The 12,553-nt window shown below is 71.1% G+C and carries 12 protein-coding genes and 1 riboswitch; of the genes, 1 reads left to right on the top strand and 11 read right to left on the bottom strand.

Annotated elements, in window-relative coordinates:
- The 6 genes from KUM38_RS42670 to KUM38_RS39485 form a co-directional block, all read right to left on the bottom strand.
- On the bottom strand, positions 1 to 276 hold a 276-nt coding region (locus tag KUM38_RS42670), incomplete at its 3' end, for a transposase family protein (protein ID WP_308409154.1).
- A gap of 531 nt (positions 277 to 807) precedes the next feature.
- On the bottom strand, positions 808 to 1,161 hold the full coding sequence (locus tag KUM38_RS39505; protein WP_217136963.1) for a hypothetical protein: 354 nt from the start codon (positions 1,159 to 1,161) through the stop codon (positions 808 to 810).
- A gap of 29 nt (positions 1,162 to 1,190) precedes the next feature.
- On the bottom strand, positions 1,191 to 2,384 hold the full coding sequence (locus KUM38_RS39500) for an MBL fold metallo-hydrolase (protein ID WP_217136962.1): 1,194 nt from the start codon (positions 2,382 to 2,384) through the stop codon (positions 1,191 to 1,193).
- Between the two features lie 91 nt (positions 2,385 to 2,475).
- A complete protein-coding gene (locus KUM38_RS39495; protein ID WP_217137023.1) occupies positions 2,476 to 3,261 on the bottom strand; it encodes an SGNH/GDSL hydrolase family protein in 786 nt (261 codons plus the stop codon).
- Between the two features lie 205 nt (positions 3,262 to 3,466).
- Entirely contained in the window at positions 3,467 to 4,408 is a 942-nt protein-coding gene (locus KUM38_RS39490) for a M23 family metallopeptidase (RefSeq protein WP_217136961.1), read from the bottom strand.
- A 4-nt stretch (positions 4,409 to 4,412) separates the two neighbouring features.
- Positions 4,413 to 4,574, bottom strand: a riboswitch (cyclic di-AMP (ydaO/yuaA leader).
- A gap of 314 nt (positions 4,575 to 4,888) precedes the next feature.
- A complete protein-coding gene (locus KUM38_RS39485) occupies positions 4,889 to 6,961 on the bottom strand; it encodes an alpha-galactosidase (protein WP_217136960.1) in 2,073 nt (690 codons plus the stop codon).
- 171 nt (positions 6,962 to 7,132) lie between these two features.
- Between KUM38_RS39485 and KUM38_RS39480 the strand changes: the two genes are divergently transcribed.
- Positions 7,133 to 7,930: a tyrosine-protein phosphatase gene (locus KUM38_RS39480; RefSeq protein ID WP_217136959.1), complete on the top strand. Its 798-nt coding sequence runs from the start codon at positions 7,133 to 7,135 to the stop codon at positions 7,928 to 7,930.
- A gap of 20 nt (positions 7,931 to 7,950) precedes the next feature.
- Here the strand turns inward: KUM38_RS39480 and KUM38_RS39475 are convergent, their stop codons facing one another.
- The 5 genes from KUM38_RS39475 to KUM38_RS39455 all read right to left on the bottom strand — a co-directional run.
- The gene (locus tag KUM38_RS39475; RefSeq protein WP_217136958.1) at positions 7,951 to 8,079 is read right to left on the bottom strand and encodes a DUF6126 family protein; all 129 of its coding nucleotides are present in this window, start codon (positions 8,077 to 8,079) and stop codon (positions 7,951 to 7,953) included.
- Positions 8,076 to 8,699, bottom strand: coding sequence for a helix-turn-helix domain-containing protein (locus KUM38_RS39470; protein ID WP_217136957.1), 624 nt, complete (start codon positions 8,697 to 8,699; stop codon positions 8,076 to 8,078). Before KUM38_RS39470 ends, KUM38_RS39475 begins: the two co-directional genes overlap by 4 nt.
- A gap of 75 nt (positions 8,700 to 8,774) precedes the next feature.
- Positions 8,775 to 10,178, bottom strand: coding sequence for an aspartate aminotransferase family protein (locus KUM38_RS39465; protein WP_217136956.1), 1,404 nt, complete (start codon positions 10,176 to 10,178; stop codon positions 8,775 to 8,777).
- Positions 10,175 to 12,088 (bottom strand): 1-deoxy-D-xylulose-5-phosphate synthase, encoded by a 1,914-nt coding sequence (gene dxs, locus KUM38_RS39460; RefSeq protein WP_217136955.1) that lies wholly within the window; start codon positions 12,086 to 12,088, stop codon positions 10,175 to 10,177. Before dxs ends, KUM38_RS39465 begins: the two co-directional genes overlap by 4 nt.
- 30 nt (positions 12,089 to 12,118) lie before the next feature.
- Positions 12,119 to 12,553 (bottom strand): flavodoxin-dependent (E)-4-hydroxy-3-methylbut-2-enyl-diphosphate synthase (locus KUM38_RS39455; protein WP_217136954.1); only part of this gene is annotated, 435 nt, incomplete at its 5' end.

The following is a 12,553-nucleotide window of genomic DNA, read 5'->3' as shown; positions in this document are numbered from 1 at the left end:
GTCCAAGGCCTCGTCGACGTACCGCCAGGCGGTGGCCTGGGATATCCCGAACCCGGCTCCGGGCTGTGAGAACGTCTCGTTCTTGCGCAGGTGGACGGGAGTAAGCAGCGCCTGCGTGAAGCAGCCGAGCTTGCGCCGGCGGGTGTTGCGAGCCCGACGGTGCTCGTACAGCAGCCACGAGACATGCTCGACGAGCTCATGCGGGACGTCGAGCATGGCTCGATACGGAACCAACAGGGCCCCTTCGGTCGCCGGTGTGCTGAGTGGAATCACCACGCCGACGACGAGGGGCTCTGCCTCGTCACCACACTCGTTGACCAGCCCATTTCACCCTCCACCACAGGATGAAAGAGGCTCACTGACAGCGGTAAGTACGTTCGGGCCCCAGGTGTGTGAGCCGGCGCTGCTCGGCCGGGCGTATGCCCAGGAGCAACGGTGCCTGCGGGGCAGATCTCCCTCGGGGACGCCCCCATCGGCCCGGTGGCCACACACATCGCCCCGTATCGACTGCCCGCACCTCGCGCGCAAGACGCCCTGGCCGACTGACGAACTCGGACGTGTTCGATGGCGAACGCCATGTGCCGCCTCATGGGTCATGACTATCTGCTGGGGATGCCCATGCTGAACGACGCGATTGACGGGCGACCGGTGACGGCCACCGGCACTGGACCGATCACTACGGCACTGGATCGGTCCGGCACAACCGCCGTCTCCGAGGGCCGACCCATGCCCCAGGCACGCTGTCGACCCACGAAGCGACCTTTCGAGCGGGAGCCAGACACCCGCACCCAGCTCCCACAGGGGCGGTCACCAGGTCAGCAAGCCAGGATGCCTCCGCTCCCGATGCTGATCCTTCACAGCCTGACCAACCTGCGCCGGCACGACCCGCTCACGCAGATCGTCGCCGACTTCGGGATATCCGCCGGCACCGCCCACGTCTGCGTCACGGCCGTCGTCGACCATCCGGCCCGCCGGGCGCTCGGGCTGCCGCGGGTCCTGCGGGAGAGCGACTCCGAGTACGTCCTGCTCGACGGAACACTCGCCGAGTGCGACCGGGTCGGCGACAGCCGGGGCGACTTCACGCTCCACCCGGGGCGCCCCGTCCGAGTCCAGCAGCGAACGATCCAGCACCTCAGCCGGGAGACGCTCCGGCATCCGCACGATCTCTCCCGGCTCGTCCCCGACCGACCTCACCGCTCACCGGCGAGGTCGAGATCGCCCTTGCTCGTCTCGGCCACCCCCTCAGCGATCCGGGAACGCCGCCAGGGGTGCGCGATCGGACCGGACACCGCCCGCCACCATGCCTCCACCGGCACCTTCCCCGCCGGCTCGAACGGCTCGCCCGGCCGCGGGAACGCCACCGCCTGCCCCGCCTCCCCGGCCACGTCCTTCATCCACTCCCCCGGCTCCGCCCACGCGTGCGGCGCCAGATTGAAGGTGCCCCAGTGGATGGGCAGCAGCACGCCGGCCGCGTCACCGCCCTGCAGGTCGAGATGGGCCTGGACGCCTTCCTCGGGCGTCATGTGGATGTCGGGCCAGAAGTCCGAGTACGCGCCGACCTGGATCATCGTGGCGTCGAACGGGCCGTGGCCGGCGCCGATGTCCTTGAAGCCCTCGAAGTAGCCGGTGTCGCCGCTGTGGTAGATCCGGTGCTCCTCGCCCGCGACCGCCCAGGAGGCCCACAGGGTGTGCTGGGTGTTGCGCAGGCCCCGGCCGCAGAAGTGGCGGGCCGGGGTGGCGGTGAGGGTGAGTCCGCCGACCTTCGTCGTCTCGTGCCAGTCCAGCTCGCGCAGCCGCCCGGCGGACACGCCCCAGCGCTCCAGGTGCGCGCCGACGCCGAGGGGCACGGCGAACAGGGTGTCCGTGCCGGCCAGCGCCTTGATCGTGGGCAGGTCCAGGTGGTCGTAGTGGTCGTGGGAGATCACGACGACGTCGACCGGGCCGAGCGCGGTCAGCGGCAGCGGCACGGGGTGCAGCCGCCGGGGTCCGGCGAAGGGGAACGGTGAGCAGCGCTCACCCCACACGGGGTCGAACAGGACCCGGTGTCCGTCGATCTCCGCGAGCACGCTGGAGTGGCCCATCCAGGTCAGGCGCAGCCCGGTGGCCGGCGGACGGGAGATGTCGGCCAGGGTGGTCGGGTGCACCGGGATGGTGCCCTTCGGGGCGCGGCGGGACCGGGAGTCCTTGTCGAGGTAGATCTTCGCCAGGTCCCGCGTCGACCCCGACGGGCGGATCCGGGCGGTGCCCCCGGGGTTCTGGAACACGCCGTCCTTGAAGTGCGGGGATCTGCGGATGCGTGCCATGCGCTCGCCACTCGGGTCCGCGCCGAAGGCCACGGGCCGCAGGGCACGCGGCCCGGAGCTCTGGGAACGGGAACCGGCCACGGTACCTCCAGGGGGAGTCGGTCAGGCATTCCATTATGTGGGGCCGGTCCGGCACCACGGTGCCGGACCGGCCCCGTCCGACGGACGGCTCTCACGCCACCGAGGCGATCCGCACCTTGATGTCGTCCGGCGACAGCGTTCCCTTGGCGATCACGTGGTCGCCCGACGACTCCCCGCGCAGTCGGCGGCCGATCCACGGCACCAGGTACTCGCGGGCCCACTGGACGTCGTCCCGCCGGATGTCGAGGGCGCCGCGGGGCGGCAGGGGCGGCCAGGGCTGTTCGGGATCGGCGGGGACGTCCAGGCCGAGGGCCTGCCCGGCGCGGAGCGCGACGCGGGTGTGCCCCTCCGGCGACAGGTGCAGCCGGTCGGCGTCCCAGGCCCTGCGGTCCTGGACGCTCCGGAGGGACCACAGGTCGAGCACCGGGCAGCCGTAGCGGTCGGCGACGGCCCGCACGTGCCCGTTGTACGTCGCGATCTTGCCGCGCAGATGCTTCAGCAGGGGCACGCCGCGGGTGTCGAACCCGGTCGTCACCAGCACCGTGCCGGACACCGCCGTGAGCGCGGCGATCGCCCGCTCGAACCGCTCGGCCACCTCGTCCGGGTCGCTGCCCGGGCGGAGGATGTCGTTGCCGCCCGCACAGAACGACACCAGGTCGGGGGCGAGTTCGACCGCCCTCGGCAGCTGGTCCGCCACGATCTGGTCCAGTAGCTTCCCGCGCACGGCGAGATTGGTGTACTCGAAGTCGCCCTCGGGCCGGAGGTCCGCGAGGAGCACGGCGAACCGGTCGGCCCAGCCGACGAACGCCCCGTCGGGGCCGGGGTCGCCGACGCCCTCGGTGAAGCTGTCCCCCACCGCCACGTACGACCCGATCACTGCTCTGCTGTCACTCTTCGAATCGTCTGCCACAACCGCTCATGATTCACCTTCGAATGTGACCTACGCGACCGTAAGGAAGGGTTGACGGGCGGTGAGATAAGACACTCTCAAAATGTTGGCCAATTCCGGAATACGCCGAAGGCCGGACCCGGGGATCGGGGTCCGGCCTTCGGCGCGCGTGTCAGGAAGGTCGCCGCGGGGGTCAGCCGATGGAGACGCCCTTCGAGCTGAGGTAGGCGACCGGGTCCACGTCCGAGCCGTAGTCCGGGGTGGTGCGGATCTCGAAGTGCAGGTGCGGGCCGGTCGAGTTGCCGGTCGAGCCGGAGAGGCCGACCTGCTGGCCGCCGGTCACGGTCTGGCCGGCCGAGACGGAGAGCGAGGACAGGTGGGCGTACTGGGCGTAGTGGCCGTCGTCGAGCTTGATGACGACCTGGTTGCCGTACGCGCCGGCCCAGCCCGCGGAGACGACGGTGCCCGCGCCGACGGCCTTCAGGGAGGTGCCGGTCGGGACGGCGAAGTCGACGCCGGTGTGGTAGCCGCTGGACCACATGCTGCCGGCCACCTTGTAGGCGGTGCCGAGCCCGGCGCCGGGCACCGGGGAGCTGTAACCGGAGGTGCTCGCGGCCTGGTCGGCGCCCGTGGTCGGGGTGGAGGCCTCCGAGGAGGGCTGCTCGGCGGGCTGCTCCACCGGCTGCTCGGCGGGCTGCTCGGCCTTCTGCTCCGGGGCCTGCGGGGTCTCGGCGGAGGACGGCTTCTGCGGCGCGCTCGCGGCGGCCCCGCCGTCGACGGAGAGCTTCAGACCGGGGTGGATGAGCGCCGGGTCGTCACCGATGGCCTCGCGGTTGTCCGCGTAGAGCTTCTTCCAGCCGCCGTCGACGTGCTCCGTCTCGGCGATCTTCGCGAGGTAGTCGCCGGCCTTCACGGTGTACGTGCGGGCCTCGTCGCCCTTTTCGGCGACGGTCTTCTGGTCGGCGGCGGAAAGGGACTGGACGGCCTTTTCGGGGGCGGTCCCCGGCGTGGCGGCGTGCGCGCCGGTGGCGCCGAGGAACGGCAGGGCGAGTGCGGCGCCACCGGTTCCGGCGACGGCGATGGAACGGGTGAAACGCTGGGCCTTGGTACGGCGGTGCTTACCCTTCGCGGGCATGACGAATTCCTCTCCGGCGCCTACGAGGTGAGCTGTCGGGTTCGGGCTGGAGATGCCCGGCCGCGCTGTCGCGCGGCTTAACCCCAAGCCGTCCCGGGAACCGGAACAGGCGGTCGTACCTGTGGGTCCCCCGCTCCTGCCGTACACGGGTCAGTGTGTGCGGGCTCCGGGCGGCGGCAGGATTAGGCGTCCGTCCGGATCGGTGGTGAACGTAAGCGACCCGGACGCGAAGGGACAAGCGCGGAGTTCACCGCGAACGCTTTTTCCGTGATCCAAAGGCGGAATTGACGTCACCGAGCGTCAGCCGGGATTCCCTTTCCCGCACGAATTCCCTTGTCATCCCCCAGAATTACGTGAGCATGGCGACGACACATCGTCACGGATATGACGATGCTCACGCACCCCCTCCCCATCTCCCTTTCTTTCGGGGCACGTTATGGCGAAACCACCTAATCGGACAGAACGCCTCAATCGGGAGGATCACAGACGTCGCAACCGCACCACCGCGGCGTCCAGATCTCCCCGCAGACCGGTGCGCAGCCCGTGGTGCAGCAAGAGAGCACCTCGATGCGTTTCGCCCGTTTCGCGGCATTCGTACGACGCTTTCGGGTCGAGGCCGCGCAGCCGGAGGGCCGGAACGGGCTCTCCGTGGTGCTGCGCCTGGAGGCAGGCGAGGACGACGGTCTCGTCGCCGAGGACGTACTGCACCGCGCTCAGCCCGCCCTCCGGCGGGCGCAGCCGGTACAGGTCGCCGCGCTGGACGACGGGCCGGATCTCCTTGTAGAGCGCGACCCACTCCCGCGCCTCGGCGAGCTCCTCCTCGGTCCACCGCGCGAGGTCGCCGCCGACGCCGAGCACCCCGGCCATGGCGCTGACGAATCGGAAGCGCAGCGAGCTGACCCGCCCGTTGAGCATCGCGTTCGGACTGTCGGTGACCCAGGCGGCCATCACCCGGGCCGGATGGATCTGGCTGAAGCCGTGCTGAATGGCGAGCCGGTCGAGCGGGTCGGTGTTGTCCGAGGTCCACACCTGGTCGGTACGGGAGAGGACCCCCAGGTCGATCCGCCCGCCGCCGCCCGAGCAGGACTCGAAGGCCACGCCCGGATGGGCCGCCCGCAGCCGGTCCAGCAGGGCGTACAGACCCCGCACGTGGTCGGTCCACAGCCGCTGCGGATACGGGTCGTCCGGCCAGCCGGCGTCGCTGAAGCAGCGGTTGAAGTCCCATTTCACATAGTCGACGGGGGTGCCGGAGAGCAGCCCGTCCAGCCGCTCCCAGAGGTACTCCCGGACGTCGTCGCGCGCGAGGTTGAGCACGAGCTGGTTGCGGAACTCCGTGCGCCGGCGGCCCGGCTGGAACTGCACCCAGTCGGGGTGCGCCCGGTAGAGGTCGCTGTCCGGGTTGACCATCTCGGGCTCGACCCAGATACCGAACCGCATCCCGAGCCCGTGCACGTGGTCGGCGAGGGGTTTCAGGCCGCCGGGGAAGCGGCCGGGGTGGGGCGTCCAGTCGCCGAGCCCGGCCCGGTCGCTCGTCCGCGCCCCGAACCAGCCGTCGTCGACCACGAACAGTTCGACGCCCATCGCGGCGGCCCGCGCCGCGAGCCCTCGCTGCTGCTCCTCCGAGATGTCGAACCCGGTGGCCTCCCACGAGTTGAACAGCACGGGCCGGTCCCGGTCCGCGTCCGGGACGACGTACGTCCGCTGGTAGGCGTGCCAGGCGCGGCTGGCGCCGCCGAAGCCGCCGTCGCTCCACAGACCGGCGAAGACCGGTGTGACGTACGTCTCCTCCGTGTCCAGCATCAGCAGGCCGGAGTCGTCGTGCCCCGCGCCTCCGGTGATCTGCACGCGCGCGTCGGGGAGTTGGGCGACGCAGATGCGCCAGGACCCGGACCAGCCGAGGGCGCAGCCGTAGACCTCGCCGTGCTCCTCGGTCGCGTCGGTGTCGAGCGCGACCCAGGGCAGGTGCTGGTGTCCGGTGTGGCCGCGGCGGCTGCCGACGACCTTCTCGCCGTAGGTGAGCGGGGCGCGGGTCAGCCGGGACTCGGCGGCCCAGCGGCCGTGCAGCTGGGACAGCCGCCAGTGCTCTCGCTCGGGCAGGGTCCAGGTCGCGGAGTCGGCGCGCAGGAGCTCGGCCGCGGGTCCCCGGTTGTGCAGGGTCACCCAGCGTTCGACCACGTCGTCGCGCATCCGGTAGTGCAGGGTCACGGTCAGTCCGCCGTCGCGGAAGCGGAGGCGGAGTTCGCCGTCGTCGCTCTCGTGGCCGTCGAAGGCCCACTCGGTGCCGCGCCGCCCGTCGGCGGTGCGTACGGACAGGGCGGGCCGGACGAAGCGGGGGCCGCCCTCGACCGGGTACTCCTCACGTCCGTCCAGGCGGGACTCGAACGGCCAGTCGTCCGGCAGCGGGCGCGCGGCGAGGGCCTCCGCGTCGGCGAGCGCGATCCTCGGGCCCCAGTGCAGATGCACCAGCTCGTCGCGGTCCGTGACATGGAGCGCGTAGCTGCTGGCCGGCCCCGACAGGAGCCAGGTACGACCGTCTTGGGAGACCTGCGTCACCGAACCTCCAACATACCCGAACAGATGCGATCAGACACCAACATCATCAGGGTCGCGGGGGCGTCCGGGCAATGCCTGTGGACAACTCATTGCCCCAGGCAGGCATGTCGTATCGTCAAGTGGTGCCCGCCGGCGAGCCCCGCCGGCGGCGCCGAGTGGGAGGAGTCCTTCGTGACGCAGCAGATCCCGTCGACCGAACCCGAGCTGACCGGAGTACGCAACTTCCGCGACGTGGGCGGACTGCCGACCGTCGACGGTCGGCGGGTGCGGCACGGAGTGCTCTTCCGCAGCGGCCATCTCGCCCATGCGACCGCCGAGGACACCGCCTTCCTGTCCTCGCTCGGACTGCACACGGTCTTCGACTTCCGCAACGCGGCCGACCAGAAGCTGGAGGGGCCGGACGTCGCGCTGCCGGGCGTGCGCAATGTGAACCTGCCGCTCAGCGACCCGGCCGACGGCGCCGAGTTCTGGAAGATGGTCCGCGACGGCGATCTGGAGCAGCTGCGCTCGATCCTCGCGGACGGCAAGGGCGCGGACCGGATGATCAGCTCCTACCGGCTGATCATCAAGGAGCGCACCGCCGAGCACTCCCGGGTGCTGCGCTCGCTCGCCGAGGACAGCGTTCCCGCGCTGATGCACTGCGCGGCGGGCAAGGACCGCGCGGGACTGTCGGTGGCGGTGACGCTGCTCGCGGTGGGCGTCGAACGCGACGCGATCGTCGACGACTACCTGAAGTCCAACGCCAAGCACCGCCGCTACAAGGTGCATCGCAGCGGCACCTCCGCCTCGGCCTACTCCCCCGAGGTCATGGAGCTGCTCAGCCCGCTGTTCGACGCGCGCGCGGAGTACCTGTCGGCGGCCTTCGAGACCGTCGAGGAGACCTGGGGCGGTGTGGAACCGTATCTGGAGCAGGCGCTCGGGCTCACTCCCGAGACCCGGGAGCGGCTGCGCGAGCGCCTGCTCGACTGAGGCGGGCCCGAGGCGGGCGCCTACTTCTTCGGAGCCATCTCGAAGAGGAAGTAGATGAAGGCCGCGAAGAGGTGTCCCACCGCCACGTAGATGAACAGCCGCACCCACAGGGCCCGGGGGAGCTTCTCTTCCATGTCTTTGCCGGTCATGTCGCTTCTCCGTGGATCGGGCCCAGGCACAGCGCGGCCGTGGGACTCTGCAGCAGGGTGTGGACGAACAGCAGCTCGACCCCGTCGGGGTCGGACGCGGCGATGCGGTGCGGGGTCAGCGAGTCGAAGTGGGCGCTGTCCCCCGGGCCGAGCCGGTGCAGGGTGTCCCCGAGGCGCAGCCGCAGCCGCCCCTTGAGGACGTACAGCCACTCCTCGCCGGGGTGGACGCGCACGATGTCGCCCTGGGAGCCGTGCGGCACCCGGACCCGCAGGGCCTGCATGCCGCGCCCGGCGGCACCGGCCTGCCAGTACGTCCAGCCGCCCGCCGCCGTGGACTCCATGTCGGCGGCGCGCACCACGGCGTCCCGGTCGGCGGCCGACTCGCCGAGCAGCTCGGAGACCGTCGTACCGTAGGTGCGGGCGAGGGAGAGCAGCATCGGCAGCGAGGGCTGGCGCTGTCCGGTCTCCAGCCGGGAGAGGTGCGCGGGCGACAGACCCGCGTCGCGGGCGGCGGCCTCCAGGGTGAGGGAGGCCCGTCGCCGCAGGGCACGCAGCTGCGGCGCGACCGCGGGGAGCGCGTCGGCCGGTTCGGCCGGCGGCCCGGCCTCGGAGGAGCTCATGCCTCCATTGAGCCCTGGTTTTGCCCCACGGGCAATTTTCTTGCCTATGGGGCAAATCCTGGCGGGGCGCGGGCTTCAGCGGTTGGCGACGGCCTGTTTCACCAGCGTCCTGCCGAACTCCCACACCAGGCCGCCGTCGTGCGCGTCGTCCATCACCGCGGTGAAGGCGTCCACGAACCGGTGCACGTCCCGCTCGTCGATGATCAGCGGTGGGATCAGTTTGATCACCTCCAGGTGGTCGCCGGAGACCTGGGTGAGGATGTGGTGCCGTTGCAGCAGCGGCACGACCACCATCTGCGCGAAGAGTCCCTTGCGGGCGGCCTGGAGCATGGTCCAGCGCGAGCGCAGCTTCAGTGACCGGGGCCGGCCGAACTCGATGCCGATCATCAGGCCCCGGCCGCGGACGTCGGCGAGCAGCTCGTACTTGTCGGTCAGTGCGGCCAGCCGGGTCCGCAGCAGCTCGCCGGTGCTCCGGACGTTCGCGACGATCCGCTCGTCCTCCATGACCGACAGCACCGCGAGGCCCGCCGCCATGGCCTGGGCGTTGGCCCCGAAGCTGGCCGAGTGGACCAGCACCCGGTCCATCGACGAGTAGACCTTCTTGAAGATCCAGTCCTTGCCGATGGTGGCGCCCACCGGTACGTAGCCGCCGGAGAGCGCCTTGGCCACGCACACCAGGTCCGGCTCGACCCCCGCCTCGTGCTGGTAGGCGTAGAAGTCGCCGGTCCGGCCCAGTCCGGTCTGCACCTCGTCGGCGATCAGCAGCGCCCTGTGCCGGTGCAGCAGCTCCTGCGCGGCCCGCAGATAGCCCGGCGGGGTCTCGTGGACGCCCTTGCCCTGGATCGGCTCCACGATCAGGGCGGCCACGTCCCCCGCCCTCAGCTCCCGCTCCAGCGCGTCGAGGTCGCCGAGCGGTACGGCCGTGTCGGGCAGCAGCGGGGCGAAGCCGTCCCGGAAACCGGTCTCGCCGTTGACGGAGAGCGAGCCGGCGGTCAGGCCGTGGAAGGCGTGCTCGCAGTACAGCACGCGCGGTCTGCCGGTCGCGTACCGGGCGAACTTCAAAGCGGTCTCGACCGCCTCCGTGCCGCTGTTGCCGAAGAACACCCGGTCCAGGTGGGGGCTGTGCCCGAGCAGCTTCTCGGCCAGCAGGCCGGGCAGCGGCTGGCAGTCGAAGCGGGTGAGGTCGGCGAGGGAGGCGTCCAGGACGTCGTGCAGCGCCTTGCGGACCACGGGGTGGTGGCGGCCGAGGCCCATCACCCCGAACCCGGCGAGCATGTCCAGGTGGTCGTTGCCGTCGGCGTCCCAGAAGTGGGCGCCCTCGGCGCGCTCGTAGACCTTGTCGAAGCCGATGGTGTGCAGCATGCGCGGGAGCTGGTGGTTGAGGTACCGGGTGTGCAGCTCGTAGCGCTCGGCTCCGCGCTCGGCCAGCAGCGCGCCGAGGTCGAACCCCCCGGTCTGCGACGACTCCGCGGTGGTCATGCCTGGGGCTCCTGTGGGTCCGGTGACTGTTTCACGGGCTCTTCGCCGACGGCGAGACCCGCGCTGATCCGGCCGGCGATCTCGACCGGGGTGAGGCCGATGTCGGCGAGCACCTCACCGCGTTTGGCGTGGGCGAGGAACTGCTCCGGGATCCCGAACCGCCGCACGGGCACGTCGACCTCGGCATCGCCCAGCGCCAGCGCCACCGCCGAACCGACCCCGGCCGCACGGCTGTTGTCCTCGACGACGGCCACCATACGGTGCCCGGCGGCCAGTCGGGGCAGGGCCGGGTCCACGGGCTTGACCCAGCGGGGGTCGACCACGGTGCATCCGATCCCCCGCGCTTCGAGCAGTTCGGCGGCCTGGAGACAGACCGGCGCCATCACTCCCACGGCCACCAGGAGCACCTCGGGGGCGTCCGCCCGGTGGAGTACGTCCATGCCGCCGACGCGGTCCAGCGCGGGGATCTCCGGGCCCACGGACTCCTTGGGGAACCTGAGCAGGGTGGGCGCGTCGTCGACGGCGACCGCCTCGCGCAGCTGGGCGCGGAGCTGGCCGGCGTCGCGGGGCGCGGCGATGCGCAGGCCGGGGACGACCTGGAGGACGGACATGTCCCACATCCCGTTGTGCGAGGGCCCGTCGACGCCGGTGACACCGGCCCGGTCCAGGACGAAGGTCACCCCGCAGCGGTGCAGCGCCACGTCCATCAGCAGCTGGTCGAAGGCGCGGTTGAGGAAGGTGGCGTAGACGGCGACGACCGGGTGCAGGCCGCCGGTCGCCAGGCCCGCCGCGGACACGGCCGCGTGCTGCTCGGCGATGCCGACGTCCCACACCCGGTCAGGGAACCGTTCGGCGAAGGCGCCGAGACCGACCGGATGCAGCATGGCGGCGGTGATCGCGACCACGTCCTCGCGTTCCTCACCGATCCGGACGATCTCCTCGCCGAAGACGGAGGTCCAGGACGGGCCGCCGGACGGGGCGAGGGGCGCGCAGGTCAGCGGGTCCATCACGCCGACGGTGTGGAAGTGGTCCTCCTCGTGGGCGAGGGCGGGTCCGTAGCCGCGGCCCTTCTCGGTGAGGCAGTGGACCAGGACGGGTCCGTGGAAGCGCTTGGCGCGGCGCAGCGCGGACTCCACGGCCTTGACGTCGTGGCCGTCGATGGGGCCGAGGTACTTCAGGCCGAGGTCCTCGAAGAGGCCCTGCGGGGCGAAGGCGTCCTTGAAGCCCTTCTTCGCGCCGTGCAGTGCCTCGTAGACGGTGGGACCGACCACGGGTGTGCGCTGGAGTACGTCCTTGCCCCAGGCCAGCACGCGTTCGTAGCCGTCGGTGGTGCGCAGGGCCGCGAGATGGTTGGCGAGTCCGCCGATGGTGGGGGCGTAGGAGCGTTCGTTGTCGTTGACGACGACGATCAGCGGCCGGTCCTTGGCGGCGGCGATGTTGTTGAGCGCCTCCCAGGCCATGCCGCCGGTGAGGGCGCCGTCGCCGATCACCGCGACGACATGGCCCTTCTCCCCCCGCACCTGGCGGGCCTTGGCGAGTCCGTCGGCCCAGCCGAGGGCCGTGGAGGCGTGGCTGTTCTCGATGACGTCGTGCTCGGACTCCTCGCGGGAGGGATAGCCGGACAGGCCGCCCTTGCCGCGCAGCTTGGAGAAGTCCTGACGTCCGGTCAGGAGTTTGTGGACGTAGCTCTGGTGGCCGGTGTCCCACAGGATGCGGTCCACGGGCGACTCGAAGACCCGGTGCAGGGCGACGGTGAGCTCCACCACCCCGAGGTTGGGTCCGAGGTGCCCGCCGGTCCTGGCGACCGCGTGCACCAGGAACTCCCGGATCTCGTGGGACAGTTCGCCGAGTTCCGCCTCGGACAGCGCCTTCAGGTCATGTGGTTGCCGGATGCTCTCCAGAATCGTCACGCTCGGGCCCCCTTCGGAATTCCGTGCTGTTCAGCTCACGGTGACGGCCGGCTCCCCCGACGCGATGCCGTCCTTCTCCATCTCCTCGGCGATCTTCATCGCCTCCTCGATCAGCGTCTCCACGATCTTCGACTCGGGCACGGTCTTGATGACCTCGCCCTTCACGAAGATCTGGCCCTTGCCGTTGCCGGAGGCGACACCCAGGTCGGCCTCGCGGGCCTCGCCGGGACCGTTCACCACGCAGCCCATGACGGCGACCCGCAGCGGCACCTCCATGCCCTCCAGGCCCGCGGTGACCTCCTCGGCCAGCTTGTACACGTCCACCTGGGCGCGGCCGCAGGACGGGCAGGAGACGATCTCCAGGCCACGCTGACGCAGGTTCAGCGACTCCAGGATCTGGATGCCGACCTTGATCTCCTCGACCGGCGGGGCCGACAGCGACACGCGGATGGTGTCGCCGATGCC

It is taken from the genome of Streptomyces sp. AC558_RSS880, assembly GCF_019049255.1.
GTDB lineage: Bacteria > Actinomycetota > Actinomycetes > Streptomycetales > Streptomycetaceae > Streptomyces.
Note: the sequence above shows the minus strand (reverse complement) of the source record. Positions and strands in the feature narration are given on the sequence as shown.